At 61.7% G+C, this 20,498-nt stretch carries 25 protein-coding genes; 19 read left to right on the top strand and 6 right to left on the bottom strand.

The window, feature by feature from the left end:
* The first annotated feature begins 57 nt into the window (after positions 1-57).
* The 5 genes from O6760_RS19065 (at position 58) to O6760_RS19045 (ending at position 2,023) form a co-directional block, all read left to right on the top strand.
* Entirely contained in the window at positions 58-597 is a 540-nt protein-coding gene (locus tag O6760_RS19065) for a hypothetical protein (RefSeq protein WP_269581292.1), read from the top strand.
* A 107-nt stretch (positions 598-704) separates the two neighbouring features.
* Entirely contained in the window at positions 705-947 is a 243-nt protein-coding gene (gene purS, locus O6760_RS19060; protein ID WP_248159484.1) for a phosphoribosylformylglycinamidine synthase subunit PurS, read from the top strand.
* A gap of 9 nt (positions 948-956) precedes the next feature.
* Positions 957-1,064 (top strand): phosphoribosylformylglycinamidine synthase-associated small membrane protein, encoded by a 108-nt coding sequence (locus O6760_RS19055; protein WP_269581291.1) that lies wholly within the window; start codon positions 957-959, stop codon positions 1,062-1,064.
* 18 nt (positions 1,065-1,082) lie between these two features.
* Positions 1,083-1,748: a phosphoribosylformylglycinamidine synthase subunit PurQ gene (purQ, locus tag O6760_RS19050; protein WP_269581290.1), complete on the top strand. Its 666-nt coding sequence runs from the start codon at positions 1,083-1,085 to the stop codon at positions 1,746-1,748.
* A 23-nt stretch (positions 1,749-1,771) separates the two neighbouring features.
* Complete coding sequence (locus O6760_RS19045) at positions 1,772-2,023, top strand: DUF2164 domain-containing protein (protein WP_269581289.1); 252 nt, start codon at positions 1,772-1,774, stop codon at positions 2,021-2,023.
* 689 nt (positions 2,024-2,712) lie between these two features.
* Here the strand turns inward: O6760_RS19045 and O6760_RS19040 are convergent.
* On the bottom strand, positions 2,713-3,516 hold the full coding sequence (locus tag O6760_RS19040; RefSeq protein WP_269581288.1) for an AraC family transcriptional regulator: 804 nt from the start codon (positions 3,514-3,516) through the stop codon (positions 2,713-2,715).
* 110 nt (positions 3,517-3,626) lie between these two features.
* Here O6760_RS19040 and O6760_RS19035 point away from each other — a divergent pair, with 110 nt between their 5' ends.
* Both O6760_RS19035 and O6760_RS19030 read left to right on the top strand, forming a co-directional pair.
* Positions 3,627-4,163 carry a peroxiredoxin-like family protein gene (locus O6760_RS19035; RefSeq protein WP_269581287.1) on the top strand — a complete coding sequence of 179 codons (537 nt, stop codon included), beginning with the start codon at positions 3,627-3,629 and terminating at the stop codon, positions 4,161-4,163.
* Positions 4,164-4,383: 220 nt separating this feature from the next.
* The gene (locus O6760_RS19030) at positions 4,384-4,752 is read left to right on the top strand and encodes a VOC family protein (RefSeq protein ID WP_269581286.1); all 369 of its coding nucleotides are present in this window, start codon (positions 4,384-4,386) and stop codon (positions 4,750-4,752) included.
* A 283-nt stretch (positions 4,753-5,035) separates the two neighbouring features.
* Here O6760_RS19030 and O6760_RS19025 read toward each other — a convergent pair whose 3' ends face one another.
* Entirely contained in the window at positions 5,036-5,275 is a 240-nt protein-coding gene (locus tag O6760_RS19025) for a DUF1127 domain-containing protein (RefSeq protein WP_269581285.1), read from the bottom strand.
* Positions 5,276-5,378: 103 nt separating this feature from the next.
* Here O6760_RS19025 and O6760_RS19020 point away from each other — a divergent pair, with 103 nt between their 5' ends.
* Together O6760_RS19020 and O6760_RS19015 are read left to right on the top strand one after the other, a co-directional pair.
* Positions 5,379-6,884, top strand: a complete 1,506-nt coding sequence (locus O6760_RS19020) for an aminotransferase-like domain-containing protein (RefSeq protein WP_269581284.1) — start codon at positions 5,379-5,381, stop codon at positions 6,882-6,884.
* Positions 6,885-7,001: 117 nt separating this feature from the next.
* Positions 7,002-7,451, top strand: a complete 450-nt coding sequence (locus O6760_RS19015) for a hypothetical protein (RefSeq protein ID WP_269581283.1) — start codon at positions 7,002-7,004, stop codon at positions 7,449-7,451.
* Between the two features lie 163 nt (positions 7,452-7,614).
* Here O6760_RS19015 and O6760_RS19010 read toward each other — a convergent pair whose 3' ends face one another.
* From O6760_RS19010 to O6760_RS19000, 3 genes are read right to left on the bottom strand one after another with little or no spacing between them, the layout of a single operon-like run.
* Complete coding sequence (locus O6760_RS19010) at positions 7,615-8,265, bottom strand: class I SAM-dependent methyltransferase (protein ID WP_269581282.1); 651 nt, start codon at positions 8,263-8,265, stop codon at positions 7,615-7,617.
* A complete protein-coding gene (locus tag O6760_RS19005; RefSeq protein ID WP_269581281.1) occupies positions 8,252-8,509 on the bottom strand; it encodes a hypothetical protein in 258 nt (85 codons plus the stop codon). Before O6760_RS19005 ends, O6760_RS19010 begins: the two co-directional genes overlap by 14 nt.
* On the bottom strand, positions 8,481-8,969 hold the full coding sequence (locus O6760_RS19000; RefSeq protein WP_269581280.1) for a MarR family winged helix-turn-helix transcriptional regulator: 489 nt from the start codon (positions 8,967-8,969) through the stop codon (positions 8,481-8,483). Before O6760_RS19000 ends, O6760_RS19005 begins: the two co-directional genes overlap by 29 nt.
* A gap of 180 nt (positions 8,970-9,149) precedes the next feature.
* Here O6760_RS19000 and O6760_RS18995 point away from each other — a divergent pair, with 180 nt between their 5' ends.
* The 5 genes from O6760_RS18995 (at position 9,150) to O6760_RS18975 (ending at position 14,650) form a co-directional block, all read left to right on the top strand.
* Entirely contained in the window at positions 9,150-10,115 is a 966-nt protein-coding gene (locus O6760_RS18995) for a calcium/sodium antiporter (RefSeq protein WP_269581279.1), read from the top strand.
* Positions 10,116-10,245: 130 nt separating this feature from the next.
* A complete protein-coding gene (purL, locus tag O6760_RS18990; protein ID WP_269581278.1) occupies positions 10,246-12,444 on the top strand; it encodes a phosphoribosylformylglycinamidine synthase subunit PurL in 2,199 nt (732 codons plus the stop codon).
* A 44-nt stretch (positions 12,445-12,488) separates the two neighbouring features.
* The gene (locus tag O6760_RS18985; protein WP_248159460.1) at positions 12,489-12,722 is read left to right on the top strand and encodes a BolA family protein; all 234 of its coding nucleotides are present in this window, start codon (positions 12,489-12,491) and stop codon (positions 12,720-12,722) included.
* Between the two features lie 103 nt (positions 12,723-12,825).
* The gene (grxD, locus tag O6760_RS18980; protein ID WP_269581277.1) at positions 12,826-13,161 is read left to right on the top strand and encodes a Grx4 family monothiol glutaredoxin; all 336 of its coding nucleotides are present in this window, start codon (positions 12,826-12,828) and stop codon (positions 13,159-13,161) included.
* A 1,207-nt stretch (positions 13,162-14,368) separates the two neighbouring features.
* Positions 14,369-14,650 (top strand): antitermination protein, encoded by a 282-nt coding sequence (locus tag O6760_RS18975; protein ID WP_269581276.1) that lies wholly within the window; start codon positions 14,369-14,371, stop codon positions 14,648-14,650.
* A gap of 23 nt (positions 14,651-14,673) precedes the next feature.
* On the opposite strand, the gene O6760_RS18970 is transcribed toward O6760_RS18975, so the two are convergent.
* Positions 14,674-16,230 carry a DUF427 domain-containing protein gene (locus O6760_RS18970; protein WP_269581275.1) on the bottom strand — a complete coding sequence of 519 codons (1,557 nt, stop codon included), beginning with the start codon at positions 16,228-16,230 and terminating at the stop codon, positions 14,674-14,676.
* A 279-nt stretch (positions 16,231-16,509) separates the two neighbouring features.
* Here O6760_RS18970 and O6760_RS18965 point away from each other — a divergent pair, with 279 nt between their 5' ends.
* The 5 genes from O6760_RS18965 (at position 16,510) to O6760_RS18945 (ending at position 20,494) form a co-directional block, all read left to right on the top strand.
* A complete protein-coding gene (locus O6760_RS18965; protein WP_269581274.1) occupies positions 16,510-16,863 on the top strand; it encodes a hypothetical protein in 354 nt (117 codons plus the stop codon).
* 120 nt (positions 16,864-16,983) lie between these two features.
* Complete coding sequence (locus O6760_RS18960; RefSeq protein WP_269581273.1) at positions 16,984-17,262, top strand: hypothetical protein; 279 nt, start codon at positions 16,984-16,986, stop codon at positions 17,260-17,262.
* Positions 17,259-17,723, top strand: coding sequence for a DUF411 domain-containing protein (locus O6760_RS18955; RefSeq protein ID WP_269581272.1), 465 nt, complete (start codon positions 17,259-17,261; stop codon positions 17,721-17,723). The genes O6760_RS18960 and O6760_RS18955 overlap by 4 nt, the downstream gene beginning before the upstream one ends.
* A gap of 7 nt (positions 17,724-17,730) precedes the next feature.
* Positions 17,731-18,396 carry a L,D-transpeptidase gene (locus tag O6760_RS18950; RefSeq protein ID WP_269581271.1) on the top strand — a complete coding sequence of 222 codons (666 nt, stop codon included), beginning with the start codon at positions 17,731-17,733 and terminating at the stop codon, positions 18,394-18,396.
* Positions 18,397-18,685: 289 nt separating this feature from the next.
* Complete coding sequence (locus O6760_RS18945) at positions 18,686-20,494, top strand: amidohydrolase (RefSeq protein WP_269581270.1); 1,809 nt, start codon at positions 18,686-18,688, stop codon at positions 20,492-20,494.
* Positions 20,495-20,498: the final 4 nt, after the last annotated feature.

Below are 20,498 nucleotides of genomic sequence, written 5' to 3'. Positions count from 1 at the left end.
CAATTGCGTATGTAAAAATTACTGATAAGACACCTCCTGTTTGTTCACGGGGGCCTCATGTCTTATCAATTCAAATCCGTATTTAAAGCTGCCGCAATTGTCGTCGTCTGCGGCCTTCTGGCGGCCTGCCAGACCAGCGGCCTCAAGCCGGGCAGCATTTCTACCGGCTTTTCTCCCAAGGGATGGGTCAGCGAGAAAAGCGGCAACAAGACCATCTATGTCTGCCTGCCGTCCGTCTGCAAGTCGCCGCAAGTCGTATTGGTCGGTCCGGTCAAGGTGCGTGGCGACGTTGAAACCGCCATTCGCGATGACGTCTTTTCAGCCGAACTCATGAATGCGGTCGGCAATGTGATCAATGTCGCGGCAAAAGGCCAAGTCCGGTTCAAGACCGAGCGCCGTGTGGTCACAAAAACCTATTCCGGGTTCGACATGAGCGCGCGGTTCAAGACACGCAGCGGCTACGACCACGCCGCCGCCCGCATCATCGTTCAGAACAACCGTGGCAGTGCAGTTGCCTCTTTCGCGAAGAACCGCGCCACCGCAAAGGCAAATCTCAGACGTTTCCTCAAGCAGACAACGGTCCGCCGCGTGCCGTAATTTCCGGCTTTTCCGGTCATAGCACTTTCGCATTTGGGGCTCCTCGTGTATGGGGAGCCCCAAACTGTTTGTTTAAACAGAATCTGCAGTCACTCTCGGGGACCCCAATCATGAAAGCACGTGTGATCGTCACCTTGAAAAACGGTGTGCTCGATCCTCAGGGAAAAGCCATTGAAGGCGCGCTTGGCGGCCTCGGCTTCGGCGATGTCGGCTCCGTCCGCCAGGGCAAGGTGTTCGACGTCGAGCTGACAGGTTCCGACAAGGCAGCCGCCCAGGCGGAGCTCGAGCAGATGTGCGAAAAGCTGCTCGCCAACACCGTCATCGAGAATTACGCCATCGAGATCGCCTGAGGCGGCGTCATGGATGAAGATGCCCGCAAGGCGATCACCTTTCTGGCGATCAAGGCCGCCGTCTTCATCCTGCTGCCCGCATTCGCGGCCGCGATTGCCGTCCTCGTCCTGCTCTAGACTACCGGATCGACCGACATGAAAACCGCCGTCATCGTTTTCCCAGGTTCCAACCGCGACCGCGACATGTTCCATGCGCTGGAACTGATCACCGGCACGAGGCCGCAAAGCGTCTGGCACACGGAAAGCACCCTGCCCGATGTCGACCTTGTGGTGGTGCCCGGCGGCTTTTCCTATGGCGACTACCTGCGCTCCGGTGCCATTGCCGCCCGCTCGCCGATCCTGAAGGACCTCGTCGCCAAGGCCGACAGCGGCGTCTCCGTCCTGGGCGTGTGCAACGGATTCCAGATCCTGACGGAAGCCGGTCTCCTGCCCGGTGCGCTGATGCGCAACGCGGACCTTCATTTCGTCTGCAAGGAAGTGATGATGGAGACGGTCAACACCGCGACCCGGTTCTCCTCCAAATTCGAGAAGGGCCAGGTGTGGCGCTGCCCGGTCGCCCATCACGACGGCAACTACTTCGCCGACGAGGTGACGCTGAAACGGATCGAGGACAATGGCCAGGTGGTGTTCCGCTATGCCAACGGCACCAATCCGAACGGCTCGATCAACGACATTGCCGGTATCACCAATGCAAGCGGCAACGTGCTCGGCATGATGCCGCACCCGGAAAACCTGGTTGAACCGCTGCAGGGCGGCCTGGATGGACGAACCCTGTTCGAAAGCCTGCTCGACGCGGCTTGAGGGGCCTGGGCAAGGAGGCGGACATGGCTGAGCTTGAACTCGACAAGGACACCAGGACCCGCCTCGCCGCACAGATCAAGCGTTATATGGACGCGGACCTGGACATCGACATCGGCAATATGGACGCCGAAATGCTGATGGATTTCCTGACCCCGACCCTCGGGGCCCATTTCTACAATCTCGGACTGAAGGACGCCCAGGCGCTGTTCGCCCGCAAGGCGGACGACCTCAATGACGAGCTCTACGCCCTCGAGCGACCGGTGGAAACCCGATAGGGGTTGCCGAAACGCCCGGCCTCCCCCTTCCGTTCGTCATTGCCGGACGTGATCCGGCAATCCATGCCGTGACCGTTCCAGCAGCACTGCCTTTGGTTGGAGACGAAACGGCATGGATGCGATGGTCAAGCCCACTGGTGTCCGGTTAAGCGACCATGTTTTCAGCAAAATGCTGAAACGACTTGTCTATTTGCGCTGAACGGCCTGTCTGACTTGAAACAGACATGCCGCTTGTTGCCGTCTCCCCCCTTGCGGGGGAGATGTCCGGGGACCGGACAGAGGGAGGTGAAACGGTCGCCACCAATTCGGAGACGCCGAATGATTTCGATAGGTTAACACCCCCCTCGGTCTCCTGACGGAGACATTTCCCGCAAGGCAGGGCAATCGCATTTGGCAGAGCATGGCTCCCTCTCCCGGCGGGAGAGGGTTGGGGTGAGGGAACAAACGCCTGAGACCTGCAGAAACGTCTGCCCCCTCACCCGGACCTTCGGTCCGACCTCTCCCAGTGGGAGAGGTAAATTTGGTGACTGCGGACAGGATATTGGTCAAGTGCGATTGCCCTGCCCCACTAGGGGGGAGACCGGAACAAGCGGCGAAGCTTGTTTGCGCGAAGAGGCTCCTGCTTATCCGGACAGCAGCGGGTCAAGCCATGGCATGACGAGGAGGGAAGCCTGAAAGCTTCCGTCTCTTTACGCAGCCTCCACCGGCCGTTTCTTCGGCGAATGGCCGAAACGCCGGGCGAAGGCCCGGGAAAACGCCGCCGGGCTGGAGAAGCCGCACAAGGTTGCGACCGCCTTCACCTGCCGCCCGGCCTCCAGTTCCGCCCGGGCAATGTCCAGCCGCCAGCCCGACAGGTAGCCCATCGGCGTCGTGCCGACGAGTTCCTTGAAGGTCACGGCGAACTGGGTCCGCGACATGCCGGCAGTTGTCGCCAGTTTTTCCAGCGTCCATTGCTCGCCCGGCGCCTCGTGGATCGCCACCAGCGCGGCGGCGATACGCGGATGGGCGAGCCCGTTCAGGAGCCCGGTATCCGCCTTGCCCTCCTCCATGGCGTGGCGCAGTAGCCGGATCACCACCACCTCGCACAGGCGCTGAAACGCCGCCTGCCCGCCGCAACGGGGCTGCGTCACCTCCTCGATCAGGGGAGTGACGACGGCGTTCAGGTAGGGTTCCTCGGCAAGCGGAACGGAGATGCAATCCGGCAGGGCATTGATCAGCTGCCTGCCGATGCCCGTGATCGTGATCCGGGCGCCAACCAGCGTGGTTTCCGCCGCCTCCGGCCCCATGCCGTCGCAGTCACGGATCCCGTCCTCCCGGGAGGGACAGAATACCAGGCGCAAACTGCCGTCTTCCGCCTGGTAGATCCTCAGGTTGGCTTCCTTCCCGTCCTTGCCTCCCACCGGGGCATTGGAAACATTGACCCGCAGCCGGTCGATCAGCGAGGACAGCCGGTCGAGCCTGCCATTGAAGGATGTGCGATAGGCAACCGGCATTTTCCGTACTCCAGATCATCTTTTTAGAATGTTTCTGTCACAAGCGTTCACTAACTTAAGGACATCCGCAAGGGAAAAGAATCCCTTGCTCCAATGAAATGAGGTAAATCATGCTTGTTCCACGCCAGCCGGTTCCAGATCTCAGCGTCGATACGCTCGACCACGGATCATTCGATCTTGCCGCAGACGGCGCCGGATTCGCGACGCTTGTCGTGTTCTATCGCGGCCTGCACTGCCCGATCTGCGCCACCTATCTGAAGGAACTTGGCCGCCTGACCCCGGACTTCGCCGGGAAGGGTGTCAAGACGATCGCGATTTCGTCCGATGGCGAGGACCGCGCCCGGCAAATGGCGGACAAGGTCGGCTACCCGGACCTGCGCTTCGGCCATGGCCTTCCGCTGGGCGTCGCGCGGGAGTGGGGTCTCTTCATCTCCACGAGCCGCGGCACCACCTCGATCGGCATCGAGGAACCGGCGCTGTTTTCCGAGCCGGGCGTGTTCCTGGTCAGGCCGGATGGCACGCTCTATTTCGCATCCGTCCAGACGATGCCGTTCGTGCGCCCGCATTTCCAGGAAATGGTCGGCGCGCTCGATTTCGTGCAGAAGAACGACTATCCGGCGCGCGGCGAGTACACCGGCGCGGTTTGAGTCGGATCCGATGCCATTCGTGCATCGCGCGGCAACTTCGATCGATCAATGATGGTGGTGCAGTCACTTTTGACTTGAGCGGTCGGCGGATTGACCCGAGGGCCTGGTTCGGTTACCTCAAAGACATGATTGCTTGAGCCACCCCGAAAGATCTTCTGAAAGATCTGAACAACGCCTCCCCCCGGAGGCGCGTTTATGCTCATGCAAGAGAAACAATCCAATGATCGGTTACATCACCATCGGGTCGAACGACCTGACCGCGGCTGCCTCATTTTTCGATGCGCTGTTCGGAGCTCTGAACGGCGCGCGCGCCTACAGCCTGGACACCATGATCGGCTATGTCTTCGGGGAAAACTCACCCATGATAGTCGTGACGCGTCCATTCGATGGCGAAGTCGCAACCTTCGGGAACGGCACAATGATAGCGCTTGCAGCGAAGGAGCGCTCGCAGGTTGACGCAATACACGCTCTCGCATTGCGCCTCGGCGCCACCGATGAAGGCTCGCCCGGACCGCGTGGACGCAACTTCTACGGCGGTTATTTCCGCGATCCGGATGGCAACAAGTTCAATATCCATCTGACGTCGTAGATAAAATGCCGGGAAAGGCGGCCATGACCGTTTGGACCGACGAGATCCGATCTCGGCCGCATTTCCAGGAAATGGTCGGCGCGCGGCGAATATACCGGCGCTGTCTGATGTGAAAAAAAGATGCCGGACACGGGCTGCACCGTGTCCGGCATCGGCAAGGACCCGCCAGGGGAAGCGGGCCGTTGTAAGGAGAATTAGGCCGGGATCTGCGGGAAACCGGACCGATGACGGGTCAGTGTCCCGGCATCCGGTTTCCGACAGACCCCGGTTCAGGCGACCCGCATCAAGAGCGGCCCTTTTTCAGGACACTCGTGTCCCAGAACGGACGCATGGCTTCTTCATGGGCGGCGGCCCGGCTAAGACCAAGATCTTCCAGTTCATGGTCGCTCAATTCGAGCAGATGCAATCGGGTCCGGTGGGCCTGACGCCACTTGAGCAGTTGAGCCAGCAGCAACTTCAGGAGCGACTGGCCGGGGCGCAGCCTTGCGACCGGGCGTGCCGTTATTGTTTCGATTGAACTCATTTTCCTTCCTTTCAAGGGTTACAATATGCTCAATTTGGAAAATTGTAGCGTTACAATCATATGAATTGACTCATTCGGAGATGCAATATACTAAATTGTCACCATGACAAATTGGCACCCGCAGATACCCGACGGCCAGGGGCCGCTCTATATCCGCTTGGCAGACCGCATCGGCGAGGACATTTCCACCGGCACTCTTGCGGCCGGCACGAAATTGCCGCCGCAGCGCGATCTTGCCTACGACCTCGGTGTCACGGTGGGCACGATCGGCCGTGCCTACGCGCTGATCCGCCAGCGCGGTCTCGTCAGCGGCGAGGTCGGTCGCGGCACGTTCGTGCTTGGCAGCGCATACGAGCCCGCGCTCGAAGAAGACCCGAAGCCGGACCTTGACCGCGCCTCGCGGACGCCGGGCGGCGCCACGGTTCCGCCGGCCTCCTCCTGGCTGCAGGGCGCCATGACGGTGCCAAAGGACACGGCCTTCGCCGGCACGCGGATATCCGTGCCCGGGCCGGAGACGATCCGCTTCGACAGCACATCCGCCCCGGAAATCGGCCAGGCCGAGGCCATCTGCCGGCTGACCTCCGAGATTACGCGCGAAGCGGCCCATGACATTGCCAGCTACACCCGCACCGTGCCGGACGGCTGGCGCCGCGCCGGACGCCTCTGGCTGGCGCGTGGCGGCTGGGAGCCTTCGGAAGGCAGCATCGTGCCGACCACCGGTGCCCAGGCGGCGATCATGGCGATCATCGCCGCAACCACGGCCCCGGGGGACCAGATCGCCTTCGAGAACCTGACCTACAGCTCGATTGCCCGCGGCGGGGCGCTGGCCGGCCGCCGGCCGGTCCAGGTCGCGCGCGATGACGAGGGACCGCTGCCGGAGGATCTCGCCAGGGTCTGCGCCCAGAAACACCCCAAGCTGCTGTTCGTGATGCCGAGCATGCACAACCCGACGGTAGGCATGATGGGGGCCCAACGGCGCGAGGAGATTGTGGCGGTCGCCCGTCAGCACAATCTGTGGATCATAGAGGACGAGGTCTATGGCTCCCTGCGGACCACCGGACTGACCCCCATCGCCGCACTGGCACCGGAGCGGACCTTCCATGTCGGCTCGCTCTCGAAATCCGTGACGGCGGGTGTTCGCGGCGGTTGGGTGTCCAGCCCCCTCTCCCATGCCCAGCGGGTCTATACCGCCCACAAGATGCTCACCGGCGGGATCGCATTTCTGCTGGCCGAATTGTCCGCCCGGCTCGTTCTTTCGGGAGCCGCGGACGAATTCCGCACGAAAATCCTGGAAGAAATCGCCGCGCGCCACGTCCTCGTTAAGGAGCATCTCGGCGCCTATGAGATGGAAGCGGCCCCCGACGCGCCCTTCCTGTGGCTGAAACTGCCCGAACCCTGGCTCTCCGGTACCTTCAAGGCGGCGGCCGCCTCGGAAAACGTGCTCATCGACGACGAGGACGAATTCAAGGCCGGCCGGTCCGGCAATGTCTACCACCGGGTCCGGATCGGCGTGACCAACACCATGACCCATATGGAAACCGCCAAGGGGCTCAAGATCCTGCAGGATCTGCTGCTCGACCATTGCGTCTGTTACGACAGCTTCGAGTGAGACGGCCGGACCGCAAGAGGTATTTCGGCCCGCACATTCTCAAGCCGCTCCCCGATGCGCTAGGCTACCGTCCGGTTACGGCACAGTTTCAGCTGCCCAGACAGGAAGGCAAGCGACATGACACAAACCGGCCTCATCGCCATGATCATCCCGGGCTTCTTCCTGGCCTTCGGCCTGCTCTGGTCGGCAATCGTCTTCCTGAGCTCGCGCATCTCCGGCTGGGCCGCGCTGGCACGGCACTATCCGGCCACGGAACCGCCATCGGGTCAAAACTGGGACTGGACCAGCGCCAAGTTCGGCTGGTTTTCCAGCTACCGGAATGTCCTGTCGGTCTCGGTTTCCCCCGCCGGTCTCTACATGCGGCCCATTCTTCCTTTCCGGATCGGGCATCGGCCCCTGCTGATCCCCTGGACGGCGATCTCCGGCGGCCAGCGGACCAACCTTTATTTCACACAGGCCTATCGCCTCGACGTCCAGGTGCCCGGATCCGGAAGCGGCAGGCAGATTACCTTCTACGGCAAGGGCCTGACGGATGCGCTTGAAGCGCATGTCGGGACAAGCAGCTGAACAGCGGCAACCACAAACTCGACGTCATCCTGAGGAAGCGCGAAGCGCTGTCTCGAAGGACCGGCTACAAGGACCGGACTATGTGGCCGATCCTTCGAGACGGGCCTGACGGCCCTCCTCAGGATGACGTGGTGTGTGAGATTTCCGCTGTAGTTTCAGCTGACTAGTGTGCATCTGGAGCCACAGCCAGGGCGCAAAACGCCGGCATCTCGCCGAACAGCTTTTCCCGAACATCAACATCCTTGAACCCCGCTGCGCAGAGATCCTCGGCGAAGCCGCCGATCCAGGCCCGGCCTTCCTCGGAGGTCGCACACCGGCCACGCGGCTGGTAGGTGGTGGCGAAGACGCCACCTGGCTTGAGACGCGCTTTCACCTCCGTGAGCAATCCGTCCCGGTCCGTCACGAATTGCAGCACGTTGCAGCTGAAAGCCGCATCGAAGCGCGGCCCGGCCGGCAGGCTCTCCAGCGTGCCTTGCCAGAGCTCAAGCCGGTCGGCCTTGAGCGCCGCCCTGTGACGGCCGGCGGCCTGGTTGATCATCACAGCCGAATGATCCAGCCCGGTCACGTGGCTCTCCGGGATGTTTTCCAAAACCGCCCCGAGGCCGATGCCGGGGCCGCAGCCGATCTCCAGAACGTTTGCACCCGGTGCGAGGCCGAGCAGCTCCACGCTCCAGCGGTTGCGACCGACATTGGACGCCCGGCTGGCCATGACCCAGCCGGCGAGCGTTCCCAACATGCCACGGGGGCACCGGAACTGGCCGACGATCACAGGGTCGCGGATCACCGGTTCACGGTCCGCGTCAGGCGTCGTCACGATCCCGCCCCAGGCGAAAAGCCGTGCCGCACCCGAAGGCCAGCAGCATCAGAACCAGAACCGTGGCAAATGCGTCGGAGAACCGGAGCGCCGGCGCTTCAAAAACCTCCACCGCGGTGGTTGTCCAGAACCAGGTCAGGGCTACGGCGGCACACACCAGTCCGGCCACGAGCTTCAGGACCAGATGGCCTTTCCGGCGCCTGTCGGATTTGCCCTCATGCGTTTGTTTCAGAATAGCTTGCATCGATCTCACTCCTCAGGTCGTTCAGTCGGGTTTGAAACACCTGCAGGGTCCGGCTGGTTTCCTGCAGATCGCCGTCCGTCCAGTCGTTGGCAATCCGGACCAGAAGGTCCTTTTCTTCCAGGAGAATCGCCTGGAACGCGGCCTGCCCGGCTTTGGTCAGCGCAATCAGCTGCGAGCGCTTGTGCTCCGGGTTCGGTCTTGTTTCGACCAGCCCCAGGGCGTCCAGCCGGTCGACCAGCGCCTGCACCGATTGGCGGGTCATGGACTTGGCCGCCGCCATTTTCGGTACCGGGCTCGAGCCCTCCTCGGCGAGAAACTCCAGAATTGCCCGCAGCGACGCGGTCAGGCCGCGCGCCTCCAGCATCCGGTCCGACAGGCCGGCCATCAGCCGGAAGGTTTTCCGGACTTCGCCGATCAGCAGCCGCAGGTCCGCGGCTTCAGAGGATTTGGTGGCTTGCATTGCGACCCCTTAATTGACAGCCTACCTGTCATATACATCTTGACAGCCAGACTGTCAATTCCGTGTACCGCTTTCGTGTTTCGACGAATGCGGAAAAAGTTTTCCACCTCTGGTCACAGGCCATTGAATGCACAGGCTCCGGCCCCCATTTGCCGGACGCGTTCCCTCTGGATGTCTCACATGACAACATTCGTAATTCTGCTCGGCCTCGTCCTTCTGGTGGCAGGTGGCGACCTTCTCGTGCGCGGATCAGTTGGCCTGGCGCAGCGCTTCGGCATCTCCGAATTGCTGATCGGCCTGGTGCTGGTCGGCTTCGGCACATCGACACCCGAACTGATGACCAGTGTCCTGGCGGCGCTGAACGGCTCCCCCGGCATTGCCGTCGGCAATGTCGCGGGCTCCAACATTGCCAACATCCTGCTGATTCTGGGATTGACCGCTCTGATCTGCCCGCTGCGTGCCGAACCGGCCGCGCTCCTGCGGGACGGACCCGCGAATGCCCTGGCGGCGCTTGCCTTTGCAGGGCTCGCCCTGACCGGACTTATCGGCCGGGAAGCCGGATTGGCACTGATCCTGACCCTTGCCGTCTACCTGGGGATCACCTACCGGATGGAAAAAGGCCGGAGGACACCCGCCGCACAACTGCACCGCGGCGAAACGGATCTCGTTGTCCCGGAACCCAATCCATCAAACCTGCCGCTCAATCTGCTCATGGCCTTCGGCGGCCTTGGCATGATTCTCGGAGGCGCCCATTTTCTGGTGAGCGGAGCAACAAAATTTGCCCAGGCAGCCGGTGTCAGCGATGCGGTGATCGGCGTGACCATTGTTGCCGTCGGCACGTCACTGCCTGAGCTGGTCACTTCGGTCATGGCCGCATTGAAACGCCAGACGGACATCGCGCTTGGCAACATCCTGGGATCCAACCTCTTCAACATTCTGGGCATTCTCGGACTGACCGCAGTGATCTCACCCCTTCGTGTTCCTCAGGAAATCATGCGGCTCGACATCTGGGTACTGCTCGGCGCGACTGCCGCCCTGCTGGTCTTCGCCATGAGCGGCTGGCGTATCTGCCGCCGCGAAGGCGCGCTCATGCTGCTGGGCTATGCCGCCTATACAGGCAACATTCTTGCCAAAGCTCTTGGATGAGCTGCAAATTGTGGATTTTCTTTGACCTGCGAGGCTCCCCATTTCCCGGACAATCTGCTATTGGGCGGCATCACTGCCAGCCTGCGCCAGCGCGGCCCGTCCGCAGCGGCCATCTAGATACCGGACCGACATGATCCCGAACGACATCAAGATCACGCCCGACCTGATTGCTTCCCACGGCCTGAAACCGGATGAATACGAGCGTATCCTCGAGCTGATCGGCCGCACGCCGAGCTTCACCGAACTCGGCATCTTCTCGGCCATGTGGAACGAGCACTGCTCGTACAAATCCTCCAAGAAATGGCTGAAGACCCTGCCGACCGAAGGCCCGCGCGTGCTCCAGGGACCGGGCGAGAATGCCGGTGTCGTCGATATTGGGGACGGCCAGGCGGTGGTCTTCAAGATGGAGAGCCACAACCACCCGTCCTATATCGAGCCCTATCAGGGCGCCGCGACCGGTGTCGGCGGCATTTTGCGCGACGTCTTCACCATGGGTGCGCGCCCGGTCGCCGCCATGAACGCCCTGCGCTTCGGTGAGCCGGACCATCCGCGCACCCGCCACCTGGTGTCCGGCGTCGTCTCCGGCGTCGGCGGCTACGGCAACTCCTTCGGCGTGCCGACAGTCGGCGGCGAGGTCGAGTTCCACGCCCGCTACAACGGCAACTGCCTGGTCAATGCCTTTGCTGCGGGTCTTGCAAAATCGGATGCCATCTTCCTGGCCAAGGCCGAAGGCGTCGGCCTGCCGGTCGTTTACCTCGGCGCCAAGACCGGCCGCGACGGTGTCGGCGGCGCGACCATGGCCTCGGCCGAATTCGACGACACGATCGACGAAAAGCGCCCCACGGTTCAGGTCGGCGACCCGTTCACCGAAAAATGCCTGCTGGAAGCCTGCCTGGAACTGATGGAGACCGGAGCGGTCATCGCCATCCAGGACATGGGCGCGGCCGGCCTGACCTGCTCGGCGGTCGAAATGGGCGCCAGCGGCGATCTCGGCATTGAGCTCGACCTCGACAAGGTGCCCGTGCGCGAGGAGCGCATGAGCGCCTACGAGATGATGCTTTCGGAAAGCCAGGAGCGCATGCTCATGGTGCTGCGCCCGGAAAAGGAGCACGAGGCCGAGGCGATCTTCAAGAAATGGGGCCTCGACTTCGCCATTGTCGGCAAGACCACCGACACGCTGCGTTTCGTGGTCAAGCACCAGGGCGAGATCGTTGCCGACCTGCCGATCAAGGAACTGGGCGACGAAGCCCCGGAATATGACCGTCCCTGGGTCGAACCGGAGAAACGGCCGGTCCTGAGTGCAGCCGAGATCGAAGAGCCTCGGGACTATGCCGGGGCGCTGAAGACGCTGGTCGGCAATGCCAACGGCTCTTCCCGCCGTTGGGTCTATGAGCAGTACGACACGCTGATCCAGGGCAACTCGGCGGCCACACCGGGCGGCGATGCCGGTGTCATCCGCGTCGAAGGCACCCGCAAGGGCCTTGCCTTCTCCGTCGACGTCACCCCGCGCTACTGCGAGGCCGATGCGTTCGAGGGCGGCAAGCAGGCGGTTGCCGAGGTCTGGCGCAACCTGACCGCCGTCGGCTCCGAGCCATTGGCCGCGACCGACAACCTCAATTTCGGCAACCCGGAAAAGCCGGAAATCATGGGCTCCTTCGTCGGTTGCATCAAGGGCATCGGCGAGGCCTGCCGCGAGCTCAGCTTCCCGATCGTCTCTGGCAACGTCTCGCTCTACAACGAGACCCATGGCGAGGCGATCCTGCCGACCCCTGCCATCGGCGGCGTCGGCCTGCTGCCGGACGTCACCGTGCGCGCCGGCGCGAGCTTTGCCGGTGAAGGCGATGCGATTCTCGTCATCGGCGGACCGGGCACCCATCTCGGCGCCTCACAGTATCTCGCAGACATTCTCGGCCGCGAGGAAGGCGCACCGCCGCCGGTGGATCTCGCCGCGGAACGGCGCAACGGCACGCTGGTCCGCCAGCTGATCGGTGCCGCGCGTGTGACCGGGGTGCATGACATTTCCTCCGGCGGCCTGGGCGTTGCGCTCGCCGAAATGGCCATGGCCGGTGGCATCGGCGCAACGGTGAAGGTTGAAGGTCCGGCCCATGCCGCGCTCTTCGGCGAGGACCAGGGCCGCTATGTGATCACCGTGGCCCAGGACAAGGTCGAGGCCGTCGTCGAAGACATCCTGGACGCCGGTGTCGACGTTCAACAAATTGGCACCACGGGCGGCGACAGTTTGACTGTTGAGGGCATTCTCACCATATCCGTTGCAAACTTGAAAAAAGCGCACGAAGATTGGTTCCCGAACTACATGGCGATCGCCTGAAGGCGCTTGCCTGTCAGGAACTTAATAACAAGGACGGACGCAAGATGCCGATGAACGCGAATGAGATCGAAACCCTGATCAAGGAGGCGCTGCCCGACGCTCAGGTTGAGATCCGTGACCTGGCGGGCGACGGCGACCACTACGCGGCCAACGTTGTGTCGGAAGCCTTCCGGGGCAAGAGCCGCGTCCAGCAGCATCAGCTGGTCTATGAGGCCCTGAAGGGCAATATGGGCGGCACGCTGCACGCCCTCGCCCTGCAGACCAAGGCGCCGGACTGAGCCGAAACCGGCTGACACGATGCCGCGCAGCGCGCGCGCACCCTTGATTCTGCCGCCGGTTCGCTCCAGATAGGCGGCAAAGAGACGATAAAGGACGGACAACATGAGCATCCAGGACTGGATCAAGAACGAAGTCGACAGCAACGACGTGGTGCTGTTCATGAAAGGCACGCCGAATTTCCCGCAATGCGGGTTTTCCGGCCAGGTCGTGCAGATCCTCGACTATGTCGGTGCGCCGTACAAAGGCATCAACGTGCTGGAAGACGACGAACTGCGGAACGGCATCAAGGAATTCACCAACTGGCCGACCATTCCTCAGCTCTACATCAAGGGCGAATTCGTCGGCGGCTGCGACATCATCCGCGAGATGTTCCAGAACCAGGAACTGCAGGGCCTCATGTCCGAAAAGGGCATCGAGACCAGCCAGCAGACCGCCTGAACCGGAATCGGTTTCTGAGCGATTGAGTGCAAGGGGCGGTTTTTCCGCCCCTTTTTGCTGACAAAGTTTCTCCGTCATTCCGGACGGTCTGCAGCGCAGCTGCATGGCCAGATCCGGAACCCAGTGCATACTCCGCGCCGGAGGCGCGTCATTGTCAATAAATTCAGGTGCTTGGTTGGTTTTGTGCTCGCATTGGCTCGCGCCGACGCGCTGGATTCCGGATCAGCGTGCAGCGACGCTGCACTTGTCCGGAATGACGAGTTGAGAGGTTCGTCATGCCGGCCAGGCAGAGCGCAAGCCGGGGTCGAGGTACCGCAGGCGTTTACTCATAAAGTACTTTTCCTTGCGTGGCCTTGTCGCTCCGATCTTGAGACTTCGCTACATTGCGCAATGTACGAATAATTGGAGGAAGTCCCGATCTATTTATTTTTGAAGATTCTGAAAACAAAAACAAAAAACAAGAACAAAGTAGCCATCACCAGCATAACAAACGCCTTATCGCCATAATGGGACGGAGGAAGCATTTCTCTTAATATAAAATATAATATCCATAGGATTATGAATACAACAAATTCCTTTTTGTATGATTTATGCTTCATAGTTCAATAAGAATTTCAATTTTATGCGTTTTTATTCGCGAGCGATTTGTGCATACAACTACATAAGCGTTAGGCTTTCAACACAGTTTTCAACGTAGGCATTCTTGGAAGGGGCGGTCTTTCCGCCCCTTTTGTTTTGCCGCCCCACCTCTCCTTCGTCATCCCGAGCTCAGCGCAGCGAAGACCCGGGACCGGGGAGACAAGGTCTCTTGACGGTAAAGAGTCTGTCCGCCAGCGCATGAGGCTCCCCGGTCTCGGCTCGCGCTGCGCTTGGCCGGGAAGACGCCGGGAAGGTAGCGCATTGACCGGTGTGTCTACGATCACAAACCGCAGGAACCGGATCCCCCTTCAGCCGCGCCTGGCTTTCCAGGACGACACCACCCGGATTGTCCCAACGTCAAAACCACCTAGGCTTGCGCTTTATCCAACGTTAACCCGAATCGAAATCGCCTGAATTGGGGCGAAAACTCGGCAGGGAAGCACGAATCGCCTAAGCTGAACGCAAGGTGAATGCGGATTTCAGGGTGAGTACAGGTGTGTTCCGCAATTCTCCGTCCATATCACGGGGCCCCTGAAGAGTTCGGGGCCGGGAAATGGGACCGGGGACAATGAAGACGATTACTGTTGCAGCCACCTCCACTCTCGCGATCGCTCTGGTCGGTGTCAGCATCGCCATGTCCGGGGGCGTGAAAACCGACAGCGAGCTGCGCCGCGTCGATTGCCAGGCCATCACCATGTTCACGCCCGCGCAGAAGAAGAGTGCCGAAGAGCTGTGCGCCAATTACGGCGGTGTTGCCGAGAAGGACGCTGCGCCCACGGACGAAGGCCTGGTGATCCTTGTCCGCAACCAGCCCATGGGCGGGTTTGCCGGCGAAAACGCCCTGCGCTGAAGGGCTTCGCGGGAAGGCAAACGCTAGCCGCTGACCGTGAGCGCACACGCCGTCACCGGATCCTTCACATTGTGCAGGTCGACCGCGCCCAGGCTCTCCACCTGAAACCCCGAAGCCCGGGCAACCTCCGAAGTCGCCACCACCGGATATCCTGCAGCCTTGCCATGTTCACCGAGACGGGCCGCGATGTTGGCGGCACTGCCGATCACGGTGAAATCCAGCCTCTCCCTTGAACCGACATTGCCGTAGGTGACTTCGCCGAAGGCCACTCCGATTGCGCAGTCCATCGGAATGTCGTCGGTCTCCGGATCTGGCGCCTTCAGCTTTGCAACGATTTCGGTGGCGCTCTCAACGGCATTGCGACACGCGGCTTCGTGACCCGCGCTTGCCGGAAAGATCGCCAGGACAGCATCGCCGATGAATTTCAGCACCTCACCCTCATGGGCGTTGACGATTTCCGTGGTCACTTCGAAGAACCGGTTGAGCTGGGTGACATAGGCTTCACGGCCGAGTTCCGTCTCGAGCCGCGTCGAGTGGCGCAGGTCGCAGAACAGGATCGCCGCGTCGATCACGTCGCCGTCCCCGCGCCGGATCTTGCCGCCCAGCACCCGGGCGCCGGTGCGCTTGCCGAGATAGGTCTCCAGCAGCGACGTCGCGTTTGAGGTCAGCGCGAACACCTCGAACAACCGGCTGATCAGTGCCGAACATTCGAAGATCAGGCCAAGATTGGCAGTCGTGAAGCCGTTCGGATCGTCGGACGCCAGCGTCAGCACGTTGATGCGGCCGTCTGAAAACGGCAGCGGCATGGCGACATAATCGGTAACGCCCTGCTCCTTCAGGTCGTCCATGATCGGGAAATTGAACTCGTCCGGATTGGTGTCCAGTTTCTGGCGCACGCCGCCCAGCCCGTCGGCGACATGCTGAAACGGGCTTTCCCTGAACACCGGGCTTTCCAGGATGTCATAGGACGGGTAGCGGCTGGTAACCTCGTCCTTGCCGCGGAACCAGATGCAGTTCTGTCCGGCGATCATCGGATGCAGGGACCAGATCAGGATGCTCATCCTGCAAACGGCAATACCGTCTTCCACGAGCTTGTCGCCCAGGGCGGCGAGCAGATCCTCCGGAGACTTTGCCAGCCAGGCTTCCCGCAGCAGCCAGTCGACAACAGGTCCGCTGATATTGCCCGTCGGCAGGGCCTCGATGGCGGCTCCCTGATGCTCGATCCGCGTCGCGACTCCGGGCATGAAGGCATAACAACCGTCCACCGCCTGGCCCTCCGGCAGTGCCTTGGGGTAATTCCAGGCACCGTTTTCCAGTGTCTCGCCGCCACAACGGACATGGCTGTAGAAAGCGGTTCCCTTGAACGGGCAGAAGGTCTTGTGGTCCAGCGCCGGTTCCAGCTCCGCCTGGATGTCCTCGGCCGGGAAATAGACCACCGGCGGCAGCCTGGTCTCGTACATCACCCGGGCACGGCTTGAGCGGGCGATCATCTCGTCGCCCCGCCAGGCAATCACCTCGCCGGAAAGGGGTTCCACGACGATGCCGTAGTCATTGGATGTCTGCTGTGCTCGTAGGGTCATGGCAAAGAGATAGGCAAGGCCTGAAAGCCTGTCCAGCTTTCTGGCCGAGCTCCTGGTGCATTCCCCAAAATGCGGCTTTTGTAGGAGGTGAAAACACCCGGCAGGTCATGATGTCAGGCCAAGCTCACCAAGACGTTACGGACCTCGTGGCACTTCTCCAGTGCTGTTGTCCGCGCGGCCACGCTTTGACCGCAATTCGCGACTAGCTGCGTTAGGAAGTAACTTGCCCGATACTTCGGACGGGTCTTGAAAATTCGGAAGACAAGGTAATTGGCGAGCATGCGCGCCGTCCTGGTGACATTGCTGGTGGTGTTTTTTGCGGGGGTCCATACGGCCAGCGCCCTTTCCGGTGCGCCGGGAGGGATGCCAGCCGTTCAAGGCTCCAAGATCTCTGAAGCCGGCCGCACCGCGGTGATGGAGCTCACAATGCCGCACCATCTCGCATGCTGCGAGCAGACCGAAGAGCAGGAACTTACGGCAAAGATCGCGCATTGCAGCGTCGATTGTGCATCGCTTCAACCGGGCAGTCTCCACATTCCCTGCCCGGCTGAAGCCACGCTGGAACTTTCACCGCATCCCGAACTCACCGCCCTGGCACCTGTGCCTTTCATTCAGCCTCCCATAAGCGCCTGACTTCTCGCCCCGGCGAAGCTGCGCCGGACGATCAGTCATCTGGAAGGTTGAACGAAACACATCCGGGCATCGGTAGCCCGGCTCACACTCCGTTCGCCTCGTTTCGAAGGGAAACGCTCCATGAGCCTCTCTCAGAACGGCACTCGCACCCTGTCGGTTGCCAGTCGCACATCAAATCGCAAATACCTCGACACGCACACGCTTTTCATGGTCGCCTGCTGCGCGGTCCTGGCCGCCGGCACAGGGCTGCTGGTTGTCTCCTCTCCTTCCGGCCTGACCTGGTCGGAAACGCTGGTTCTGGCGACCCCAATAGCCGGCTGCCTGGCTGTGCATGCGGTCATTTACCGCTTCATGGGGACGACCTGTCATTCCTCCCGAAAATCAGGAGCAGACCGATGACCAGACCTTTTCTGATGATCGCCGCACTCGGCGGAGCGCTGTCCCTGGCCACCGCGGCCCAGGCCGGCGAAGACACAACGATCACCGTCTACAAGTCTCCCTGGTGCGGATGCTGCGAGGTCTGGACGGATGCCATGGAAGCGGCCGGTTACAAGGTTGTCATCGAGGACATGGAGGACCTTGCGCCGATCAAGAAACAGGCGGGTATTCCGGACGACATGCAGGCCTGCCACACAGCCGTGACCGGCGGCGCGCACAAATACATCATCGAAGGCCATGTTCCGCTTGAGGCGGTCGAAAAGATGATGACGGAACGGCCGGACATTCGCGGGATCGCGGTGCCCGGCATGCCCCAGGGCTCGCTTGGCATGGGCCACGACCCCGATGCCAAATACACGGTCTTCGCCCTTGGGAGAGGCGCGGACAAAAAACCTCATCCCTACATGAAGATGGGTCAGTAACGATCACATGAACCAGCTTACAAGAAGACACTTTCTTGCCGGATCGGCGAGCCTCGCAGGGCTCGCCGTAACCGGTTGCGTGTCGACCAACACGTCTCCCACCCCGGTTTCCCTGGCGGAGGACCCCGCCTATCTGGCCATGTACCGGGCCATGCCGGAGGAGCGGTTTCCGCTGCCGGCCGTCAACCTGAAGAAAGTGCCGGAGCGGTTTTTCCGCCAGCAGGTCGATTATCCGACATCCGAACGGGTCGGCACGCTGGTGGTCGATACCAGCAACTTCTACCTCTATCTCGTCCAGGAACAGGGCAAGGCCATGCGCTATGGCGTGGGTCTGGGCCGCGCGGGTTTCGAATGGTCCGGGCGCGCCCGCATCGCGCGCAAGGCCGAGTGGCCGAAGTGGACCCCACCCGACGAGATGATCGAACGCGAGCCCGAACTGGAAAAATGGAGCTGGCGCAACGGCGGCATGCCTCCGGGGCTGCAGAACCCGCTCGGCGCCCGTGCACTGTATATTTTCCAGGGCAACAAGGACACGCTCTACCGCGTGCACGGAACGGCCGAGTACTGGACGATCGGAACCGCCGTTTCCAGCGGTTGCGTCCGTCTGATCAACCAGGACATCATAGACCTGCACAGCCGCGTTCCGGCCGGTTCTCCGATTGTCGTGATCTAGGGGCGTATCCGGTCCACCGAGGCCGGACGCCCGTTTTTGCCGAAGCAAGGCGCGCCGACCTGGCCAGCCGGCAGTTGCCAAAAGGGACAGCGCTCCTCATCCAGCAGCCCGGCGGAGGAGGCGCTGCCGGGAAGACCGGTCCTCCCGCGCCCCGGAATACAACTGGCGGTATGCCATTTTTCCGACCATAATCGCTGCGATCAAGACACGTCGAAATAGCATTTCCGGTCTGGCTGCCGCATCAGACACAGCGCCCTTCAGAGGCGGCACCCACCTGTTGGAGGCGATGATGAAACTTCCCCTGATACCTTTCGCCCTTGCTCTTGCCCTGTTGCCCGCCGGCGCCCTGGCACAGGAGACTGCCGACACGATTTACACAGGCGGTCCCATCCTGACGATCAACGGCGCGAGCCCAAGGGCTGAAGCAGTCGCGGTCAGGAACGGCAGGATCCTCTCAGTCGGGACAGTCGACGAAGTGTCGAAACACCGCGGAGACGGAACTCAGGATTTCAACCTTGGAGGCCGCACGATGCTGCCGGGCTTTGTCGACAGCCATGGCCACGTCGTCATGGGCGGACTGCAGGCCCTCTCCGCCAATCTTCTGGCCCCGCCCGACGGTGAGGTCAAGGATATTGCAAGTCTCCAGGAGACGCTGAAAACCTGGGTCGCGGACAACAAGGAGATCGTCGACCAGGTGCAGATCATCGTCGGCTTTGGTTACGACAATGCCCAGTTGGCGGAACTCCGGCACCCGACCAGCACCGATCTCGACGCTGTCTCGAGCGACATTCCGATCATGATTGTCCATCAATCCGGCCATCTGGGCGTCGCCAATTCCAGGGCCCTTGAGATCGCCGGGATCGATGCCTCGACCCAGAACCCCGAAGGAGGTGTCATCCGGCGCAATCCGGACGGGTCCCCCAACGGCGTGCTTGAGGAATACGCCTTCTTCAATGCCCTCGTCCCGATGCTTGCGAAACTCGGCCCGGACGGCCTCAAGGCGTTCGCGGCGGCCGGTGCCGATCTCTGGGCAAGCTACGGATATACGACCTCACAGGAAGGCCGGGCGTCCGGTGCTGTGGTCGAGGCGCTGAAAACGGTCGATGCCGAACAGGGACTTCCCGTCGATGTGGTTGCCTACCCCGACGTCCTCGAAGCCAGGGATTACATCAAGGCCAATGTGTCGCGCAACTATACCGGCCGCGTGCGTGTCGGCGGCTGCAAGCTGACCATCGACGGCTCGCCGCAAGGCTTCACCGCGCTCCGGGACCGGCCCTACTACGACCCGGTCGGCGATTACCCACCCGGTTATTCCGGCTACGCCGCCATCACCATGGAACAGGCCCAGGATGCTGTGAACTGGTGTTATGAAAACGGTATCCAGGTCATCACCCATGCCAATGGCGAAGGTGCATCCGACATGCTGATCGCCGCACTGGGTACGGCACAGGAAAAATACGGCGACCCGGGCAACCGGCCCGTCCTGATCCACGGCCAGTTCCTGCGTGAGGACCAGGTCGACAGCTTCAAGGACCTCGGTGTGTTCCTGTCTCTGTTTCCCATGCACACGTTCTACTGGGGCGACTGGCACCGCGACCACACGGTCGGTCCGGTCAATGCCGACAACATCTCGCCAACAGGATGGGTCCGGCAGCGCGGCATGATGTTCGGCTCGCATCACGACGCCCCGGTCGCCTTTCCCGACAGCATGCGCATCCTGTCGGCAACCGTTACGCGCCGCACCCGGTCCGGAGACATCCTCGGGCCGAGCCAGCGCGTCGATGTCATGACCGCGCTCAAGGCCATGACGATCTGGCCCGCCTGGCAGCAATTCGAGGAAGACCACAAGGGCTCCATCGAGATTGGCAAGATCGCCGACTTCGTCATCCTCTCCGGCGATCCGACCGCGGTTGATCCCGAAACGCTCGCGGACCTGAAGGTAGAGGTCACGATCAAGGACAATAACGTTGTCTACGACGCCGAAACCGACAGGCGACGGGGCGACCTTACCCCGACCATGCCGCCGTTTGGGGACCCTGAATCCGCGCATCGTTTCCTTCATGCGATGCACCACGCTTTCGAGCCCCCAAGGCCCTGAAACG

The sequence above is a fragment of the Roseibium sp. Sym1 genome (assembly GCF_027359675.1).
Lineage (GTDB): Bacteria > Pseudomonadota > Alphaproteobacteria > Rhizobiales > Stappiaceae > Roseibium.
Note: the sequence above shows the minus strand (reverse complement) of the source record. Positions and strands in the feature narration are given on the sequence as shown.

What these genes read in the sequence shown, in the direction of transcription:
- O6760_RS19065 (WP_269581292.1), top strand. Translation starts at nt 58, where the DNA reads ATGTCTTATCAATTCAAATCCGTATTTAAAGCTGCCGCAATTGTCGTC.
- O6760_RS19055 (WP_269581291.1), top strand. Translation starts at nt 957, where the DNA reads ATGGATGAAGATGCCCGCAAGGCGATCACCTTTCTGGCGATCAAGGCC.
- purQ (WP_269581290.1), top strand. Translation starts at nt 1,083, where the DNA reads ATGAAAACCGCCGTCATCGTTTTCCCAGGTTCCAACCGCGACCGCGAC.
- O6760_RS19045 (WP_269581289.1), top strand. Translation starts at nt 1,772, where the DNA reads ATGGCTGAGCTTGAACTCGACAAGGACACCAGGACCCGCCTCGCCGCA.
- O6760_RS19040 (WP_269581288.1), bottom strand. Translation starts at nt 3,516, where the DNA reads ATGCCGGTTGCCTATCGCACATCCTTCAATGGCAGGCTCGACCGGCTG.
- O6760_RS19035 (WP_269581287.1), top strand. Translation starts at nt 3,627, where the DNA reads ATGCTTGTTCCACGCCAGCCGGTTCCAGATCTCAGCGTCGATACGCTC.
- O6760_RS19030 (WP_269581286.1), top strand. Translation starts at nt 4,384, where the DNA reads ATGATCGGTTACATCACCATCGGGTCGAACGACCTGACCGCGGCTGCC.
- O6760_RS19025 (WP_269581285.1), bottom strand. Translation starts at nt 5,275, where the DNA reads ATGAGTTCAATCGAAACAATAACGGCACGCCCGGTCGCAAGGCTGCGC.
- O6760_RS19020 (WP_269581284.1), top strand. Translation starts at nt 5,379, where the DNA reads ATGACAAATTGGCACCCGCAGATACCCGACGGCCAGGGGCCGCTCTAT.
- O6760_RS19015 (WP_269581283.1), top strand. Translation starts at nt 7,002, where the DNA reads ATGACACAAACCGGCCTCATCGCCATGATCATCCCGGGCTTCTTCCTG.
- O6760_RS19005 (WP_269581281.1), bottom strand. Translation starts at nt 8,509, where the DNA reads ATGCAAGCTATTCTGAAACAAACGCATGAGGGCAAATCCGACAGGCGC.
- O6760_RS19000 (WP_269581280.1), bottom strand. Translation starts at nt 8,969, where the DNA reads ATGCAAGCCACCAAATCCTCTGAAGCCGCGGACCTGCGGCTGCTGATC.
- O6760_RS18995 (WP_269581279.1), top strand. Translation starts at nt 9,150, where the DNA reads ATGACAACATTCGTAATTCTGCTCGGCCTCGTCCTTCTGGTGGCAGGT.
- purL (WP_269581278.1), top strand. Translation starts at nt 10,246, where the DNA reads ATGATCCCGAACGACATCAAGATCACGCCCGACCTGATTGCTTCCCAC.
- O6760_RS18985 (WP_248159460.1), top strand. Translation starts at nt 12,489, where the DNA reads ATGCCGATGAACGCGAATGAGATCGAAACCCTGATCAAGGAGGCGCTG.
- grxD (WP_269581277.1), top strand. Translation starts at nt 12,826, where the DNA reads ATGAGCATCCAGGACTGGATCAAGAACGAAGTCGACAGCAACGACGTG.
- O6760_RS18975 (WP_269581276.1), top strand. Translation starts at nt 14,369, where the DNA reads ATGAAGACGATTACTGTTGCAGCCACCTCCACTCTCGCGATCGCTCTG.
- O6760_RS18970 (WP_269581275.1), bottom strand. Translation starts at nt 16,230, where the DNA reads ATGACCCTACGAGCACAGCAGACATCCAATGACTACGGCATCGTCGTG.
- O6760_RS18965 (WP_269581274.1), top strand. Translation starts at nt 16,510, where the DNA reads ATGCGCGCCGTCCTGGTGACATTGCTGGTGGTGTTTTTTGCGGGGGTC.
- O6760_RS18960 (WP_269581273.1), top strand. Translation starts at nt 16,984, where the DNA reads ATGAGCCTCTCTCAGAACGGCACTCGCACCCTGTCGGTTGCCAGTCGC.
- O6760_RS18955 (WP_269581272.1), top strand. Translation starts at nt 17,259, where the DNA reads ATGACCAGACCTTTTCTGATGATCGCCGCACTCGGCGGAGCGCTGTCC.
- O6760_RS18950 (WP_269581271.1), top strand. Translation starts at nt 17,731, where the DNA reads ATGAACCAGCTTACAAGAAGACACTTTCTTGCCGGATCGGCGAGCCTC.
- O6760_RS18945 (WP_269581270.1), top strand. Translation starts at nt 18,686, where the DNA reads ATGAAACTTCCCCTGATACCTTTCGCCCTTGCTCTTGCCCTGTTGCCC.